A 17,437-nucleotide genomic window follows, 5' to 3' on the forward strand; every position below is an offset into this window, starting at 1 on the left:
CTTTAACCTTATTTTTCAGATACTGGTACGTTCAACGCAGCAACGGCTAAGTTATCAAGTTTAATTTGTAATAATGAGTTATTTTCTAAGCCACCAGCATCTACAGCTGCCTGATAAGCACTACGCGCCTGTTCGCTTTCATTTTTAGCAACGTATACATCGCCTTTGAGTTCAGCAACTGTTGCTTTAAAACTTTCTGGTAAAGTATTACCCAAGGTAGCTAAAGCGGCATCATATTGCTTTTGTTCTAACTGAATACGCGCTAAACGTGTAAAAGCAAGTGCTTTAAATTCAGTATTTTTTGAGTTTACTGAAATCCAAGTTAATTTTTCTGCAGCTTTATCTAAATCATCTTTTTCTACTGCTTCTTTAGCAGTTACAAAAGCAGCTAAAACAGAGTAGCTAGAACTACCATTTGTTTTAATAAATTCATCTGCATCAGTTAATAATGTTGAGCCTTCTTGCCCTGCATTTTCAACTAACTGCGTGTAAGAATCTGATAATGATTCAGTTGTTTCAATTGTGTGCTGGTTATATGCTTTCCAGCCGTATAAACCACCTAGACCTAATACTACGCCTACAGCAAGTGCTACGCCATTATCACGAAAAAAACCTTTAATCGCTTCTGCTTGTTGTTCTTCTGTTGAATAAACTTCCATACTACCCTACCAAATCTGTTAAAAGAGTTCTGACTTCATCAATATTTAATGTTATTTGATCTTTCTTTTCTCTTAGATATTTAATCGTCAAAATGCCTTGTTCTAGCTCATCATCACCTATGATTAAGGCGATTTGTGCGCCACTTTTATCTGCGCGTTTTAATTGCTTTTTAAAGTTACCACCACCAGCATGTACCATAATACGCACGCCAGGTACTTGATCTCTAAACTGCTGTGCTATTACTTGTGCTTGAATACTGGCTTTATCACCCATAGCTGCAAAATAGACATCTACATTGCTACGAAGCTCACCAACACACTCTAACTCTTGTAATAGTAAAATTAAGCGTTCCATACCCATTGCAAAACCAACAGCGGGTGTTGCTTTACCGCCTAACTGCTCAACTAATCCATCGTAACGACCACCAGCACATATAGTGCCTTGTGCGCCAAGATTTTTAGTTACCCATTCAAATACAGTACGATTATAATAATCTAAACCACGCACTAATTTTTCGTTAACTTGGTATTCGATACCTGCAGCATCTAATCGTTCACATAAATTTGCAAAATGTTCAGCTGATTCTTCATCTAAGTTTTCTGACAGCTTAGGTGCATTTACTAATAATGCTTGAACGTCAGGGTTTTTGCTATCTAAAACACGTAATGGATTAGTATGCATACGACGTAAAGAATCTTCATCTAATTGCGATTTATTTTCTTCTAAGAAGGCAATTAAGATTTCACGGTACTTTACACGCGCTTCACTAGAACCCAATGAATTAAGCTCTAAAGCTACATTTTTATCTATGCCTAGTTTTTTCCAAAGGTGCGCAGTTAAAATAATGACTTCAGCATCCATTTCAGCTGTTGAAAAACCAAATGATTCTAAACCAAATTGGTAAAACTGGCGGTAACGACCTTTTTGCGGACGCTCATGTCTAAACATAGGTCCCATATACCAAAGTCTTTGCTCTTGGTTATACAGTAAGCCCGCTTGGTTAGCTGCGCGAACACACACCGCAGTGCCTTCAGGTCTTAAAGTTAAGCTATCGCCGTTTCTATCGTCAAAAGAGTACATTTCTTTTTCAACGATATCAGTTACTTCACCGATCGAGCGTTTAAATAAATCTGTTGATTCTACAATAGGGAAACGTATTTCTTGATAACCAAATGAAGCTACTGTTTCACGTAATGTTGCTTCTAGTTTCTGCCAAATTTGTGTATCGCCTGGCAGACAATCGTTCATACCACGTACTGCTTGGATTTGTTTAGCCACTGTCGGTCCTAATTCATTTGTTACTGATAAATAATAAAACGCTGAAAATAATAATACGCGTTAAAAACAAAAGAGCAGAATTATAAACCAAATTCGCCTCTTCTTCTAGCTAGTGATTGCATGCAAAAGTTATTACTCTACTATTTTCACGTCAATAAGCGCTTGCTCATCTTTTGCTTTTACAAAATCACGTATTTGCGCTTCTAATTGCTCAGCAATATTTGCATTATCAATGCGTGTTTTTTGACGTTCACCATTGATGTATAAGCCTGAACGCTTATTTGCACCAGCCAAACCTAAATCACTTACAAGTGCTTCACCAGGGCCATTTACAACACAGCCTATCACTGAAACGCTAATTGGTGTGATGATATCTTCTAAATTTTCTTCAAGTTGATTCATTGTTTTAACAACATCAAACTCTTGTCTTGAACAACTTGGGCAGGCAATAAAGTTAATTCCACGAGAGCGAATTCGTAGTGACTTTAAAATATCAAAACCCACTTTTATTTCTTGTACTGGATCAGCAGCAAGTGAAATACGTAACGTATCGCCGATTCCTTCAGATAATAACATGCCTAAACCAACAGCTGATTTCACAGCACCAGCTCTAAAACCTCCGGCTTCTGTTATACCTAAATGTAAAGGTTGGTCTATTTCTTTAGCAAGTAATCTATAAGCACCCACAGCTAAAAATACATCAGACGCTTTTACTGATATTTTAAATTTATCAAAGTTAAGGCGTTGTAATATTTCAACATGTCGCATTGCTGATTCTAACAATGCCTCTGGTGTGGGCTCTTTATATTTTTCTTGAATATCTTTTTCTAAAGAACCACCATTTACACCAATTCGAATTGGAATACCATGCGTTTGTGCGGCATCAACAACTGCGCGAATACGCTCTTCAGAACCGATGTTACCCGGATTAATACGTAAACAATCAACACCGTATTCAGCGACTTTTAATGCGATACGATAATCAAAATGAATATCGGCAACTAAAGGCACATCCACTTGTTGCTTGATGCTTTTAAAGGCTTCTGCTGCTGCCATAGTAGGCACTGATACACGTACAATATCTGCACCTGCATTTTGGATATCTTGGATTTGTTTTACAGTGGCATCAACATCCATGGTATCTGTATTTGTCATTGACTGCACAGCAATCGGTGCACCATCACCAATTGGCACATCGCCTACATAAATTCGGCTGGATTTTCTTCTTTTAATAGGTGTTTCAGAAAACATAATATACTCAGTCTATTTATAGCGATAAAGGAAGTTGGAATTTAGCTAAACGGTTAGTAGGAAAGCTAGAGGTATCTACAGTTTCACCATCTAATTCTATTTCTACTAATTGATGTTTTCCTAATACCACGGAAAAAGGTGCAACACCATTAACAGTCATAACATAACCTGATTTTTTAACGCCAAAAGCAACACGCTCACTTGTTGCATCAAAAATCTCAACCCAACTATCCCCAGAGAAGCGCATAATGATTTTACTTACGATAAGTTCATTTTTAACTTCTTCTTGTTTAGCTTGCTCTGTAGTAATAGCTGTTTCAGGTGCTATCTCTGAAATACTCTCATCTTTTTTTTCTTCTGAAATTGAATCTGTAGCAGGGGTACTTACTTTTGCAATCTTAAAATCCATTACAGGGTTATGTTCTTTTACTGCTGTGATCTCTTTTTTAGTCGCAATAACATTGCTTTGTTCAACTATTGAAGTTGATTTTGGCTCTATCGTAACTGAAGCCGCATCCGTTACTTCCTCTGTATTCAAATTCATATCCACGTCAGGAGAATTAATGACAGCTTCATCTTTAGAGTTTTGATTTTGCCACCATAAAATGCCTGAAGACCCAAGAACGATGCTTAAAACGATATAACTTACTATCATTAAGCGACTATCATGGGTTTCTTTTTCAAAGCGGTTAGAAAAGCTCTGCATTTCCTTTTCTTTTGAGTTATGTGTACTTGATTGATAACTCTGCATCACGTCATTTTCGTCTAGGTCTAAAAGTTTGCAGTAAGATTTAATATAACCTTTTACAAAAATTTCAGGCCCTAAGTTTTCATATTGATTATTTTCTAAATCAATTAATTGAGATTCATCTAAATTTAATTGGCTTGCCAAAGACGCTATAGAGATATTAGCCGCTTCACGGCCTTTTACTAATATATAGCCTAAATTTGGTTTGGCTTGCTCTTGATCCTGCTCTATTGTTTTATCTGTCATAATATGTAAGTTTTTGGATCCACTAATAAAATTTTATTGCTTGGTGCTAAATATACATTTTCTTCTAAAGCATTCCATTCTAGTAACTTCTTCATCAGAATATTGTATTTTACTGAAATGCTAAACAAAGTATCACCTTCAATCACTTGATGATATATGTTTGGATTGTTCAAATAGATTTTGGTTCCTTTATAAACCTGATCTGACTCTGATAATTTATTCCAATGTAATAAACTTTGTAATTTAACGTTATATTTCACTGAAATACTAAATAAGTTCTCACCACTTTTTACAATGTGAAACGGTATTTCAACTTCAGTGATACTGCGATTTTTAAAATCGACTTGCTGCTTTATTAATTTTGCTTTGTTTGTATTTTCTGCTTTAGTCGGCTCAACTGATGCTGTTGATCCATCAATTTTTAACTTTTCAGCTAATACTACAGCCTCAGGTTTAATATTCGAACGCTCTTTTTTTATTTCAGCAATTAAAGGCATCGATTTTTGAGTTGGTGCCTTATTTGTAAATTTAGTCTCTTGATTAGGCGTTTGTTTCACTTGTGTTGTATTAGGAGCTTTTTTCTTCTTAATAATCTTTATTTTTGGTTTATCTTTTCTAGATAAAATATCTTTTTGTAATTTTCTTAACTCACTTTTACGGTATTGCTCTTTTAATTGCTCAAATTCACTCGATGATGTTTTACGTTCACCTAAAATTCTAGCTTCTAATGAAGTTGTATAAGTTTGTTCAATTGTTTGCGATAAAGTACGCGCTTGCTCAATATGCCCCATACTCGACTCTATTAGATAAGATAATAATAAAGATCGAGATGATATGCGCCCTGCTGCACCATAACGTTTAAGCGTCATTTGTGCTTTATGTAAATCACTTTTAGCATAATAAAAAGCAGATAAGTTAATTAATGAAGAACCTCTCATAGGGCTATGTTTTACAGATGATTCTAAGTACTCTTCTACGTTATCAAAATCATCCGCCTTAATTGCACATAAAGCTAGGTTTTCATAACTTTCTGCCACTCTTAAGTAACTTGGGATTTCAATTGCACTTAAAAAATTGTCAACGGCATGGTCGTACTCACCTATATCACATAAAAAAACACCATAATTATTAAGTGTATTTGCATCATTGGGTGCTAAGCTGAGTGCTTTTTCATAAGAATCTTTGGCTTTTTCAGGCTCACCTACTGATTGATAAAAATAAGCGGTTGTGTAATGCACTTCTGGTAAATTTGGAGAAAATAGATTGGCTTTTTCTAAATTATATTTAGCTTGGGCACTGTCACCCATAGAAAGGTATTTTAAAGCTAAAGATATGCGTGTACGTGCTGCTTGCGTATTATCTACTTTTTTAGTGATAACAGGTTTTTTACTGCCATCATATGTGTTTTGAGTCACACACCCCGATAAACAAAATAAAATCACTGTATATAATGAAAATTGACGCATATAAACTTCCTTATTAATAAACAAGACGATCAAATCAATCTAAACTGACTAAGGTAAACGATTGACGTGGTCTCGTTTATCAAAAAACTCTTATAAGTAACCATTTCTTATAATGAAAGCATAGTTTACAGAAAAGTACCTTAACTGCATCACTTTTTGTCATTTAGTTAACGCTAAAGTGCGCTACTAAATGACTAAAAATAGTTTTCTTATATTATTTTGCTGGCATTACCTTAACTGCAATACCGTTATCATTTTGCATTCTTTTTTTCATGATACGTTTAGTGCGGTCTTTTACATCACCGACTAACTGACCACATGCTGCATCTATATCATCACCTCGTGCGCGGCGAACAATACAGGTTATACCTGCCGCCTGTAGTACTTTAGAGAAACGGTCAATGCGACTATTGCTCGAGCGACCATAATCATTACCTGGGAATGGGTTGAACGGAATTAAGTTAACTTTTGAAGGCGTACCTTTAAGTGTTTTAACTAATTGATGTGCCTGATCTGTACTATCATTAATATGATCTAGCATAACGTATTCAATCGTCACGTCTTTATTTGCTTTGGAACCATCAATATAACGACGACATGCAGCTAAAAATTCATCTATAGGATATTTTTTATTGATTGGTACTAATACGTCGCGTAATTCATTATCCGGCGCATGTAATGAAATCGCTAAAGCAACATCAATTTTCTCTTTTAAGATATCAAGAGCAGGTACAACACCTGAAGTACTGATAGTGACACGGCGTTTAGATAAACCAAAACCCCAATCATCCATCATCAATTCCATTGCTGGCACAACATTGTTTAGATTAAGCAATGGTTCACCCATGCCCATCATGACAACATTCGTCACAGGTCTATTTGTACTATCTGCGTGTAAACCAACATCTTTAGCAACACGCCATACTTGACCGATAATTTCAGATATTTTTAAGTTTCGATTGAAACCTTGTTGCGCAGTAGAACAAAAAGTACATTCCAGAGCACAACCAACTTGTGAAGAAACACAAAGCGTTTTACGTTCCTTTTCAGGTATCCAAACAGCTTCAACTTCTTGACCGCCATCTAAAATTAACGCGTATTTAATTGTGCCATCGCTTGCAACTTGCTTCTCTGATATCTCAGGTGCACGGATTTCACACTCGTCTTTTAAGCGTGCTTTAAGCTTTTTATTGATATTGCTCATTTCATCAAAGTTATCAACACCAAAATGGTAAATCCATTTCATTACTTGATCGCCACGGAATGGCTTTTCGCCGTATGATTCAAACAGCTCACGCATGCCTTGTCGGTTTAAATCAAGTAAGTTAATTTTAGCTTTTGTGGTATTCATGAAGACCTCTACCATAATGACGACTTTAATGTTTTTAATGAGTAAATATATAAGACTTATCTACTTTATAAATAACTCAAAACCAATAATTTATTTATAAAAAAGACAAGAAAAGGGCATAAAGCCCTTTTCTACAATCCGTGTAGTGTATTGCAACCTAAGCTGCGACTACAAAGAAACTATCTAGTGCGAGCACAAATTTCTTCGTCAGCGAAGAAGTAAGCGATTTCACGAGCAGCAGATTCTAAAGCGTCAGAACCGTGAGCAGCATTTTCGTCGATGCTATCAGCAAGATCTGCACGGATAGTACCAGCTAGTGCTTCAGCTGGGTTAGTAGCCCCCATGATTTCGCGGTTTTTAAGAACAGCGTTTTCGCCTTCTAAAACTTGAACCATAACCGGACCTGAAGTCATAAATGAAACTAAAGCACCAAAGAAAGGACGTTCTGAATGCTCAGCGTAGAAACCTTCAGCTTTCTCTTGAGAAAGGTGAACCATTTTAGAAGCTACGATTTTAAGGCCAGCAGTTTCGAAACGGTTATAGATTTGACCGATTAGGTTTTTTGCTACTGCGTCAGGTTTGATGATTGAAAAAGTACGCTCTAAAGCCATCTTATTTGCTCCAATAAATTAAAAGAATATGGTTTATACAAATGGGAGACCATCCGTATATTAGTGGGCGCGAATTATACGCGATAAAATGCAAAGATCCTATCTTAATTGTCGAAATTATATTCAAATAGCACTATCTCATAGAAATATTTTAAAAATATGACGACTAAAGGTTTTAATCTAATTCTGTTTTGCTCAGAAACATGATCCAGATCAAAAGCAGCTTGTTGCTGTTTTTATAAAATGCCGCATTTTTATCATTATCAATTAAATAATCCATGCAACTGGTTTGTACCCAGTTCTATGTATGAGGTTTTACAATGTCATCTATTCTTACTCCTGAAAACTCTCCAGGCTTATTTACCCCAGAGCTTTTATCTCCAGCTGGCAGCTTAAAAAACATGCGTTATGCATATGCTTATGGTTCAGATGCAGTATATGCAGGACAGCCACGTTATAGCTTACGCGTAAGAAATAATGAATTTAATCTAGAAAATTTAGAGATCGGCATTAATGAAGCTCACAATTTAGGGAAAAAACTATATGTTGTTTCAAATATTGCACCTCATAATGCAAAAATAAAAACATATATGCGTGATATTGAACCTGTTGTCGCAATGAAACCAGGTGCACTTATTATGTCTGATCCAGGCCTTATCATGCTAGTGCGTGAAAAGTACCCTGATATGCCAATTCACTTATCTGTTCAGGCTAATGCCGTAAACTACGCCAGTGTGTTATTTTGGGCTAAACAAGGTGTTGAAAGAATCATTTTATCTCGTGAGTTATCACTTGAAGCGCCATGCACATCAGATTATCAAAATTACGATTATGGACATTCTGTTTCCGAGAAACAACAATTTGTAGGTGAAGTAATAGGCCGTGATGACAATGGATTAGTAGAAATTGATGTTAAAAATAAATTCTGTAGCGGTCATTCATTAGAGCTGATGACACCACAAAGGAATGTCAGCTTTAAACCAGATCATATGGAAAATAAAAAAGGTGAGTCTATTGATGATGCTAAAGGTTCTGGTCATATCGTAAAAATCCCATTACCTGAAGATATCGATTTAGATAAAGCGATTTTATTAAGAAATTTAGATCAAGGCCAAGATATACGTAACCCATATAAGCAGGCTAAAGCTGTTTAGGAGTACTTAAAATGGCTTTATTAATTAATAACAAGTGCATTAACTGTAATATGTGTGATCCTGAATGTCCAAATCAGGCTATCACACTCGGTAAAGGAACAAACTACACGACTAAAGAAGATAATTCAATAAATTGTAAATTGAAATATGTAACATAAATCAAGTATTAAGGGAGAAAAATAAACCGAGCAAGGAGTTAAGTTCGGTTTATTTGGTTTTTTTATTATGATTATTATGCACAAAGTAGCCAGAGCCATCAAACTACACAATTAAGTACATTTTAAACGACAATTTACAAAATAGTTGGTTATAAAAATTATTTATGATACGTTTTGCCCGATTTTTATATTAAAAGGAGTTTATTTTGTCCCACCTGAAAAGAATTGTTTTTTTTAGTTTTTTGGTTATATCCTTTGTTGTCACAGCATCTCAACCTATTACTTTTCAGGCTATCAATAAGGCTGAACTGGCTTCTCTACTTTTTAATGAAATTGAGCGGCTTGATGCTTCTGCAATAAGAATAAGAAATACATATAAAAAAGTTAATTGGATTGAATTTAGACAGGTCATGACTCATAAAATGCTAAAGGCAAAGTCATTTAGAGATCTTGCTATTGTATTTGATGATATTCAACAAGGATTTACAAATTCTCATTCATCTTTTCAGTTATATTCACAGGTTTTTGATAGTCGAAAATTATATGAGAACCCAGTTAATAAGCGAGGTTTTGGAATAGGCTATACCTTTCCAGAAGTTAACTTTTTCAGCATAGAAACAAGTAAATACATTGAGTTCGTGAATGGGTTTTCTTTAAGAAAACGATTTAACCAATTCGAACAACTTGAGTGCGAATTCACTCATCAAGAGGCATGTTTGAAGAAGTTCAGTAAAAGAATAATGTGGGGCCTAATAGATCTAAACATCAAACAAGAAAATGAACTTTCTGATAAAAAAAAATCATGGAAAGAAACAATTACCCCCAAAGTTTCTACAGCAAATGTATCAATAAACACAAATGAAACATATTGCTCTTTATATGCCAATAATTTTAAAAACTGGAACATAAAGTACTCTAGTAAAAGCGTTTGCTTACTCGAAGATAATAGTACATATATTCTTAATATTAGGTCTTTTCTTCCATGGGGTACATCTCAAAATGATATTCATTGTGAAGGTGACACCAATGTTGAAACTATGTGCCACGATATTCAGAGTATTCGTGATTTGTTATCGCAGAAGAGTGACATAAAGCTGATTATAGACTTACAAGGGAATAGTGGCGGTAGTGAAAATACTCCATTTTTGTCGTTACTTTCTAAAAAACCATTTTTTGATAACTTAATCCACTTTAATAATACGGTAGAGCTTAACAATATTGATTTCAGAACAAATATATTTTACGGCTTAAAAAGCGCTGAAAACTGGTTCCAAAAACTTGCTGTTGATAGTAAGTTATTGAATCAAGAGTTTTTACCCGTGCGTGCTGATTTCTGTCGGGGTGATAAGGAAGCTTGTTCGTATAAAGCAATTAACCCTTTATCACCAACACTTGATATTAAAAAAATATTACTAGTCGTCGATTCTGGTTGCGTAAGCTCTTGTGATGATCTTGTTTGGAGATTGAAACATTATTCAGGTGCGTACGTTTTAGGTCAACCTCCTGCAACAGACAGTACTTATTCTACAGTATCAGGCATTATTTATTATACTGCTAATGGACAGTTAAAGCTCTTTATCAAAGCACAAGGCCAGCAGTACTCTCTTGACGATGGAAGTATAAAGCTTGCATGGTTTTCTATTCCATATACGTCAACCGTTGATAAGGAAGGTAATTACATTGACGGCGATATATCGATAATTAATGAAATAATTCCAATCACGATTGAAAATTATTCAAATATTTCAAATACGAATGTTTTACGAGCTATTGAGTATATGAAAAAGCAATCGTAGCTATATCTACGTTTGTTTTGATAAAATTTCTTCATTAGAATATTGAAGGTGAAGGGACGCACGGGCTTAGCCCATTTTATAACATAAAACAGGAATACATTATGAGTATTAAAAATAAAATTTTACAAGCAGCTAAATCTCTACCTGGCACCATTCGTGAACTTGACGTGGAAGATGTGTAGTGGTCAACTAAATTTGGCCACAGTTTTAGAATTTAACCAGAACCTTCGCTCTGATTCATTTGGACTTAAGCCTGCATTATAGTGATGAGGCCTGATCTCGCTGTAATAACCTATTACGTAATCAGTAATTGCACCTTTGGCTTCTTTAAAATCGATGTAACCCTTTTTCGGCATCCATTCAGTTTTAAAGCTCCTAAAAAACCTTTCCATTGGCGCATTATCCCAACAATTTCCTCGTCGACTCATACTTTGCTTTATTTGATATTTCCATAGCCTCTGACGATACTTTAAGCTTGTGTAATGACAGCCTTGATCTGAGTGAAACATGATACCTTTAGGTTTTCCTCTGCTTTCATAAGCCATATCTACAGCGGCTATTGTTAATTCACTATCTGGAGACAAGGAGATAGCCCAACCAATTGGCTTCCTTGCAAATAAATCAATTACAACGGCTAAATATGCCCACCTGTGACCAATCCAAACATAGGTCACATCACCACACCAATACTGATTGGGTTCAATTACATCAAACTGTCTGTTTAATAAATTGGGTATTGAAATATGCTCTTTCTTTGCTTTTTTGTACTTATGATTTGGCGGTTGAGAGCTAACCAGTCCTAATTTTTTCATAAATTTAGCCGCTCGATACCGACTTAAATTAAAACCACGATAAGATGCAATATCAGAGATAGTTCTGGCACCCGCAGAGCCATTACTTTCTTTATGTATTGCTTTGATTTCAATAGATAACCTTAAATCATCAGTTGATACTGATTTATCTCTGTTAACCCAATATTTATAACTACTGCGATGTACGCCAAATACATCACATAATGTTTTAACTGGGTGACTATTGCTCTTATTGAGTTTCTCGATTATCGAGAATTGTTCAGAGAGTCCGACATCAATAGAGCTGTAGCCTTTTTTAATATATCCTTTTCTAATTCAATTCGCTGTATACGCTTTTTCAGTTCTCGAATTTCAATTTGTTCAGGCGTCATAGGTGATGCTGAAGGTGATTTTCCGCTTCGCTCAACCTTTAACTGGGCAACCCATTTACTCACAGTTGATTTACCCACATTCATAGCTTTTGCTGCTTCTTCTTGAGTGTAGCCTTGGTCAATTACTAACTGAGCTGTTTCAAGTTTGATCGCTGCAGAATATGTTACACGGTTTTTCTTTGTCATATGTCACCTAAATTGGTTATGAAATAATCATAACATTTCTTATTAGGTGGCCAAAACTACTGTACCACTACAATGCAAGGAGTTTGAAAATCTAAAAGAATTAGGAATTGAAATTTCTATTTCAATTCAAACCAATGCAATGTTGATTGATGATGATTGGGTTAATATCTTTAGTAAATACGATATCTTTGTAGGTGTAAGTATTGATGGGCCAGAAACATTTAACGATATGTATCGAATTGATAAGAACGGAAATGGTACATATCAAAAAACGATTTCAGGTCTTAAATTACTAATGGAGGCGCATGATACTGGGTTAATTCGTAAACCTGGTGTTATTTCTGTAATTAATCCAGAGTTTGATGCTTCAATTATATATAAACACTTAACTAATACATTGGATCTCAATAATTTACATTATCTATATTTCGATGATACGCACGATACATCGTCGCTAGTAAAAGTCTTAGATATTAAAAAATATACTCAAAAGCTTTTAGATTGCTGGCTTAATGATTCTGTAGTTAGTAATAAAATAAGGTTTATTACTACTTATGTTGATCGGATAAAACAAACTCCATTTCAACGAGATGTTTTTTATAATTACGCAAATTTGCGCAGTTTAATAATTACTATTGATTCAAATGGAGATATTGGCCCTGAAGATACTCTCAGATCTATCATACCTGACGCTTTTGGTAATAACTTGAATATTTCTAATGCAAAGTTAAAAGATATTTTTGAAAATAAACCTTTAATGCAAACCTGGGTTGATACTCATACTATTCCTAGTGCTTGTAATGATTGTGAGTGGAAATCTGTATGTCGTGGGGGAGAACTAAAGAATAGATATGATGATAAGAAAAAATCTTTTGATAATAAAAGTATTTATTGTTCTGTAATACAGAATACTTTAGAAGTTGTATCTGGCGCTCTATTAAATAATGGAATGAGTATTGAGGCCATAGAGTCTAATATACAAAGCTATAATAAAAAAAACAATTAATTAGATGGAATAGTTTAAAAGAAAATAATCTAAAAACAATAAAGAAACAACTTTTAATAAATTTAATTTGTAACAAAGTATATGAAATTTATACAGGCCTTATAGATAGTAGCTTCCAAGAGGAATTTCCTAGGTATAAAAATATTTGAAATAGATCCCGATAAATGTACCGAATGTGTTGGTCATTACGATTCGCCAACATGCGTAAGTGTTTGCCCTATTGATTGCATAAAAAAACCCTAACAATGTAGAGTCTTTAGATGAGTTAGCCGAAAAGTTCATTCGCCTCACTCAAGGTTAAAGTTTTCAGCGCAGGGCTATCATTATAACTCTACGCGAATAAACACTATCAAAAGTTACTAATCTAATAGTGCTTTTAATTTATCTTCTTTTTTCAATAAATCTTGGTATAAAGCAAATTGATTTTTAGCGCGATCTAAATTATGCCCAGCACGTTTTATGTTGAAGTAATTATCACCATCGAGATAATCAGTTAAAAAACGTACACCTATCATTAAACACATCACTTTAGCACCAACCCAAAAGCTTTGTTTTTCAGTTTGAGTGATTAAGTTTTGTAATGGTGTGACATACCCTTCAACAATCGCTGCAAAAATATCTTCACGAATAATGACATTATCTAAGTTTGTTGAATCTTCTTCTTCAGGAGAACAAAATGTACGTACCATATCGCCAAAGTCGAATAACCAATAACCGGACATGCAGGTATCTAAATCAATAACCGCTTTTGCATTGTGCGCTTTAGAGCAAAAAAGCATGTTATTAATTTTTGTATCATTGTGACATGCTCTCAGTGGTAATTGAGACTTTAAAGTTTCAAGCTCATCAATTAGTGCATTTTGACTCAAGCAAAAATCGACTTCTTCTTTTGCGCTCTTCAAACGATCACATTTATCTAAATTAGCGACTTTTTTTAAAGTGTTTACTCTCTTGGCTAAATGGTGAAAATCAGGAATAACTGAGAAAAGTTGTGTTGCATCAAAATCTTCTAATGCTGCTGCAAACTGCCCAAAAGCATTAGCAGCGATTTTGGCTTGCTGAACATTGGCAACAACATCTTCACTATAGCTGCCACCAATAAACTCTAAACCACGCCAGCTATCACCTTTTATATCAATCAAATAGTCTTTATTTAGAGTAGCAACATGTTTGATGATTTCAAGATCGTAATTATTATCTTGTTTTTTATTTGTTAAGTGTTTTTCAATTAATCTCGCATTATTAACTAATTCATTTGGCTGTGGAAAAACATAAGTATTTAATTTTTGCACTACTACAGGCGCATTCGCGCTTTGAAGTAACAAAGTGGTATTAATATGACCATTGCCTATTGGCTTTATGGTAACTTGGCTATCTAAATTATTATTTAGTCCAAAATGCTCTGATAATATATTTGCTTGTTCTGTGTACATTATTTATTACTCTGGCAGCTGTCTATACTGCCTCCCTTGAAAATCTGATTAAGCTTTTTGGTGATATCAGTTAGCTCAGAACGATAGGTCATTCCTAACCAAGACTCGTTGGCACGTAATACCGTTACTTTTTTTTGCTCAGTATCTATGGCTTTTTGTATTTGATCAGGTAAATAATACTCTTTTTGGACAGCGCTGTCATATTTTGATAGGAACTCAACAAAACCACGTTCTAAGTAGTCAAATAAAGTCTCATCAAATCCCCAAATTGTCATCGAGGCTAAGCTTTCAGTTGATATGGCTTCTCTTACCTGAGTGTGATTTAATCCTGAAAGTTTATTTTCTTGATACGTGATCTCTAAAAATTCGTTTACTTGTTGTAAATGCTTATTTTCATCCACCTGACAAATACCACGATTAACACTACCATGCTCAGATAAAGTATCTAAAATAGGATAACCAACTAAGCTCCATTGAGAGTTTTTATTTGGTCTATCGGCTAATAATTCATTTGCTAATAATTGATATGCCGACTTGCCATAATAATCATCCGCAGTGATCACAATAGCCTTACCGGATACATAAGGTTTAGCGGATAATAACGCATGACCCGTTCCCCAAGGTTTTATGCGATCTACAGCTAAATGTTCAAAGTCTAGGGGAATATTCTTACGATCTTGAATGGCTAATTTTACATTTAAGCCTGTTGGTAACCGGGGTAACACATCCTGCTCTATTGCTGTTTTAATGTTTTCATTTATCACAAGTACAAGATGCGTAATACCTGCTTTTACTGCATCACAGATGCTCAGTTCCATAATTGTACGATCGAGCCCTACAATTTCAGCTAATTGCTTAGATCCACCAAATCGTGTGCCAAGCCCTGCTGCTAATATCACTAAGGTAAGTTTTTCTTGTTTTGTTGACATTCAAACATTCATCAAAAATATAAAATATAGGCTTTAATTTTACCTAGCTTTATTTTTGATTACTATGAATTCAATCAATCTATATTGCTTATTCTCTTACTTCGTCAATCCAAGCCTGCTGGATCGCTTCAAGAACCCTTTCACCACAATGTTCCGGGTCATCATCAAATTCATCTAAATTAAGTACTAATTGCCTTAACTCTGTAAATCTAATTTTAGTAGGATCTTGCTCTGCGTATTTATCACAAAGTGATTCAGCAATACCAAACGAATCAGTCCAATGTAAGCCCATTATTTATGCCTTTTTGTTTCTAGCGCTTACTATAAAAGTAGTATTTTAAATACCTTAGAGCAATAAAAAAGCCAATAACATGCAGTTATTGGCTTTTATTAATAATATTTGCTCTAAAATTAAAGCTAATCTTTAAAGGTATTGCTTACTGTTTCTATATAATCTAGTGCTTGACTAATTTCATGGGCATTTTGTGCAACGATATTAGCATTATTTAGGCTCTCTTCACTCAGTTCGTTAACTGTACGTACATTATGATTAATATCATCAGCAACAGCGCCCTGCTCCTGTGCAGCCGTTGCAATGTGAGATGAATAATCTATTACCTCATTCATCATTTCATTTATTTGAGCCATTAATTGTTGTGAACTTGATGTCGAGTCATTACATTCTTTGGCTTGCAATACGTTCAGCTCCATAACTGCAGTCCAATTTTCAATTGTTTTTACCATTGAGCTAATAGAAGATTGAATTTCTTCACTTGATTTTTGTGTTCTTGTTGATAAAGACCGTACTTCATCAGCTACAACCGCAAAACCTCTGCCTTGCTCGCCTGCTCTAGCGGCTTCAATTGCAGCATTTAATGCAAGTAAATTGGTTTGTTCTGCAATGCCATTAATTTCATTCATCATGTCATTTACTTTACTAATTTCAACTTTTAAACCATCCGCAGAAGAAGCGGTAGATAATACATCTTCAGATAATTTATCAATTTTTTGAGAGCTAGTTTCTATCAATTGATTAGCTTCAACACATATACTTGATGTTTCTTCGACTTTATTTAGCGTTTCAGCAGAGTTTTGTGCGATTTCACTTGTTGATGCAGCCATTTGGTCCATCGCTGCGGCGATTTGGTTTAATTCACACTTTTGATTTTCGATACTTTCTTGCGCTTGATTTGAAGTAGAATCTAATTTGTGCCCGACTTGTTGTAAGTTTTTGCTTAAATCGACAAATCGACCCAATATGGTTCTCACTTTTGCTTGATGTAGCCCCAAGTGAAAATTAATTACAGAAGTCATGCCTTTACCAAAATATATAAAGCGACTTACACTATCAAAATCGTTTTGCAATTGTAATATTTTTTGCGGAGTTTGAACCAGTTCACCTCTGAAAATTATCGCTAATATAACTAAAGAAAATATAAACATTCCCATCGCTAAAAAACCAAATTTATAGGCAAATAAAAAGCTTAATAAACCTATAACATTTAAAGAGATTATCTGCTTTTTACTAGTGGTTAACTCTGAAACCCCACTTAAATCACCTTTATTAATTTTATCATATGCTTTTTGCGCTGTTTGCTTTAATTGCTCACTAGGTTTCACTCTGACGGACTGATAGCCTGTCACTTTGCCATTTTCAATAATAGGTGTTACATAAGCATCAACCCAATAATAGCGTCCATCTTTACATTTATTCTTTACGACACCACGCCAAGAATTACCTTGCTTAAGGTGATCCCACATATCTTTAAATGCAGCAGCTGGCATATCTGGATGTCTTACAATATTATGATTTTTACCTATTAACTCACTTTCTTCATACCCTGCTATTTGGCAAAAAATATCATTTGCATAAGTGGTAACACCACGTAAGTCTGTCGTAGATACTAATTCTTCATTATCTTCAAATAGAACTTCTTCATTAATTAATTCGCTATTTCGTCTATTTTGTTTCATTTTATAT

15 protein-coding genes and 2 pseudogenes are annotated in these 17,437 nt (G+C 34.7%); 5 read left to right on the forward strand and 12 right to left on the reverse strand.

The window, feature by feature from the left end; genetic code table 11:
- Nucleotides 1-8 precede the first annotated feature (8 nt).
- The 7 genes from PSA_RS17540 to ndk all read right to left on the reverse strand — a co-directional run bounded on the left by PSA_RS17540 (nt 9) and on the right by ndk (nt 7,611).
- On the reverse strand, nt 9-659 hold the full coding sequence (locus PSA_RS17540; protein ID WP_042152892.1) for a tetratricopeptide repeat protein: 651 nt from the start codon (nt 657-659) through the stop codon (nt 9-11).
- A gap of 1 nt (nt 660) precedes the next feature.
- The gene (gene hisS, locus PSA_RS17545) at nt 661-1,938 is read right to left on the reverse strand and encodes a histidine--tRNA ligase (RefSeq protein WP_042152895.1); all 1,278 of its coding nucleotides are present in this window, start codon (nt 1,936-1,938) and stop codon (nt 661-663) included.
- A 132-nt stretch (nt 1,939-2,070) separates the two neighbouring features.
- Nucleotides 2,071-3,189, reverse strand: a complete 1,119-nt coding sequence (gene ispG, locus PSA_RS17550) for a flavodoxin-dependent (E)-4-hydroxy-3-methylbut-2-enyl-diphosphate synthase (RefSeq protein ID WP_042152898.1) — start codon at nt 3,187-3,189, stop codon at nt 2,071-2,073.
- A 16-nt stretch (nt 3,190-3,205) separates the two neighbouring features.
- Nucleotides 3,206-4,183: a RodZ domain-containing protein gene (locus PSA_RS17555; RefSeq protein ID WP_042152903.1), complete on the reverse strand. Its 978-nt coding sequence runs from the start codon at nt 4,181-4,183 to the stop codon at nt 3,206-3,208.
- Nucleotides 4,180-5,649, reverse strand: a complete 1,470-nt coding sequence (pilW, locus tag PSA_RS17560) for a type IV pilus biogenesis/stability protein PilW (protein ID WP_042152906.1) — start codon at nt 5,647-5,649, stop codon at nt 4,180-4,182. Before pilW ends, PSA_RS17555 begins: the two co-directional genes overlap by 4 nt.
- 214 nt (nt 5,650-5,863) lie before the next feature.
- Complete coding sequence (locus PSA_RS17565; protein ID WP_042152908.1) at nt 5,864-7,000, reverse strand: bifunctional tRNA (adenosine(37)-C2)-methyltransferase TrmG/ribosomal RNA large subunit methyltransferase RlmN; 1,137 nt, start codon at nt 6,998-7,000, stop codon at nt 5,864-5,866.
- A 179-nt stretch (nt 7,001-7,179) separates the two neighbouring features.
- Entirely contained in the window at nt 7,180-7,611 is a 432-nt protein-coding gene (gene ndk / locus PSA_RS17570; RefSeq protein WP_042152911.1) for a nucleoside-diphosphate kinase, read from the reverse strand.
- Between the two features lie 320 nt (nt 7,612-7,931).
- Between ndk and PSA_RS17575 the strand changes: the two genes are divergently transcribed.
- The 3 genes and pseudogenes from PSA_RS17575 to PSA_RS17580 all read left to right on the forward strand — a co-directional run bounded on the left by PSA_RS17575 (nt 7,932) and on the right by PSA_RS17580 (nt 10,719).
- A complete protein-coding gene (locus PSA_RS17575) occupies nt 7,932-8,765 on the forward strand; it encodes a U32 family peptidase C-terminal domain-containing protein (protein ID WP_042152913.1) in 834 nt (277 codons plus the stop codon).
- An 11-nt stretch (nt 8,766-8,776) separates the two neighbouring features.
- Nucleotides 8,777-8,857 (forward strand): annotated as a pseudogene (locus PSA_RS26460) (4Fe-4S binding protein); the annotation flags it as partial.
- Between the two features lie 272 nt (nt 8,858-9,129).
- Nucleotides 9,130-10,719 (forward strand): S41 family peptidase, encoded by a 1,590-nt coding sequence (locus PSA_RS17580; protein ID WP_042152916.1) that lies wholly within the window; start codon nt 9,130-9,132, stop codon nt 10,717-10,719.
- Between the two features lie 185 nt (nt 10,720-10,904).
- Here PSA_RS17580 and PSA_RS24740 read toward each other — a convergent pair.
- Nucleotides 10,905-12,088 (reverse strand): IS3 family transposase gene (locus PSA_RS24740; protein WP_371257771.1). Its coding sequence is split into 2 segments (ribosomal slippage): nt 10,905-11,830 and nt 11,830-12,088, totalling 1,185 coding nucleotides; the frame shifts between segments, so codons are not numbered across the junction.
- Between the two features lie 46 nt (nt 12,089-12,134).
- On the opposite strand from PSA_RS24740, the gene PSA_RS17595 reads away from it, so the two are divergent.
- Together PSA_RS17595 and PSA_RS26465 are read left to right on the forward strand one after the other, a co-directional pair.
- The gene (locus PSA_RS17595) at nt 12,135-13,094 is read left to right on the forward strand and encodes a radical SAM protein (RefSeq protein ID WP_042151835.1); all 960 of its coding nucleotides are present in this window, start codon (nt 12,135-12,137) and stop codon (nt 13,092-13,094) included.
- A gap of 126 nt (nt 13,095-13,220) precedes the next feature.
- Nucleotides 13,221-13,395 (forward strand): annotated as a pseudogene (locus PSA_RS26465) (ferredoxin); the annotation flags it as partial.
- Between the two features lie 58 nt (nt 13,396-13,453).
- Here PSA_RS26465 and PSA_RS17600 read toward each other — a convergent pair.
- The 4 genes from PSA_RS17600 to PSA_RS17615 form a co-directional block, all read right to left on the reverse strand.
- Nucleotides 13,454-14,527 carry a phosphotransferase enzyme family protein gene (locus PSA_RS17600; RefSeq protein WP_042151833.1) on the reverse strand — a complete coding sequence of 358 codons (1,074 nt, stop codon included), beginning with the start codon at nt 14,525-14,527 and terminating at the stop codon, nt 13,454-13,456.
- Complete coding sequence (locus PSA_RS17605) at nt 14,527-15,456, reverse strand: sugar phosphate nucleotidyltransferase (RefSeq protein WP_042151829.1); 930 nt, start codon at nt 15,454-15,456, stop codon at nt 14,527-14,529. The genes PSA_RS17600 and PSA_RS17605 overlap by 1 nt, the downstream gene beginning before the upstream one ends.
- Before the next feature lie 88 nt (nt 15,457-15,544).
- Nucleotides 15,545-15,748, reverse strand: coding sequence for a Fe-S cluster assembly protein IscX (iscX, locus tag PSA_RS17610; RefSeq protein WP_042151826.1), 204 nt, complete (start codon nt 15,746-15,748; stop codon nt 15,545-15,547).
- Between the two features lie 125 nt (nt 15,749-15,873).
- Nucleotides 15,874-17,430 carry a methyl-accepting chemotaxis protein gene (locus PSA_RS17615; protein WP_042151823.1) on the reverse strand — a complete coding sequence of 519 codons (1,557 nt, stop codon included), beginning with the start codon at nt 17,428-17,430 and terminating at the stop codon, nt 15,874-15,876.
- Nucleotides 17,431-17,437: the final 7 nt, after the last annotated feature.

It is taken from the genome of Pseudoalteromonas sp. '520P1 No. 423' (assembly GCF_001269985.1).
Lineage (GTDB): Bacteria > Pseudomonadota > Gammaproteobacteria > Enterobacterales > Alteromonadaceae > Pseudoalteromonas.

What these genes read in the sequence shown, in the direction of transcription:
- PSA_RS17540 (WP_042152892.1), bottom strand. Translation starts at nt 659, where the DNA reads ATGGAAGTTTATTCAACAGAAGAACAACAAGCAGAAGCGATTAAAGGT.
- ispG (WP_042152898.1), bottom strand. Translation starts at nt 3,189, where the DNA reads ATGTTTTCTGAAACACCTATTAAAAGAAGAAAATCCAGCCGAATTTAT.
- PSA_RS17555 (WP_042152903.1), bottom strand. Translation starts at nt 4,183, where the DNA reads ATGACAGATAAAACAATAGAGCAGGATCAAGAGCAAGCCAAACCAAAT.
- pilW (WP_042152906.1), bottom strand. Translation starts at nt 5,649, where the DNA reads ATGCGTCAATTTTCATTATATACAGTGATTTTATTTTGTTTATCGGGG.
- PSA_RS17565 (WP_042152908.1), bottom strand. Translation starts at nt 7,000, where the DNA reads ATGAATACCACAAAAGCTAAAATTAACTTACTTGATTTAAACCGACAA.
- ndk (WP_042152911.1), bottom strand. Translation starts at nt 7,611, where the DNA reads ATGGCTTTAGAGCGTACTTTTTCAATCATCAAACCTGACGCAGTAGCA.
- PSA_RS17575 (WP_042152913.1), top strand. Translation starts at nt 7,932, where the DNA reads ATGTCATCTATTCTTACTCCTGAAAACTCTCCAGGCTTATTTACCCCA.
- PSA_RS17600 (WP_042151833.1), bottom strand. Translation starts at nt 14,527, where the DNA reads ATGTACACAGAACAAGCAAATATATTATCAGAGCATTTTGGACTAAAT.
- PSA_RS17605 (WP_042151829.1), bottom strand. Translation starts at nt 15,456, where the DNA reads ATGTCAACAAAACAAGAAAAACTTACCTTAGTGATATTAGCAGCAGGG.
- iscX (WP_042151826.1), bottom strand. Translation starts at nt 15,748, where the DNA reads ATGGGCTTACATTGGACTGATTCGTTTGGTATTGCTGAATCACTTTGT.
- PSA_RS17615 (WP_042151823.1), bottom strand. Translation starts at nt 17,430, where the DNA reads ATGAAACAAAATAGACGAAATAGCGAATTAATTAATGAAGAAGTTCTA.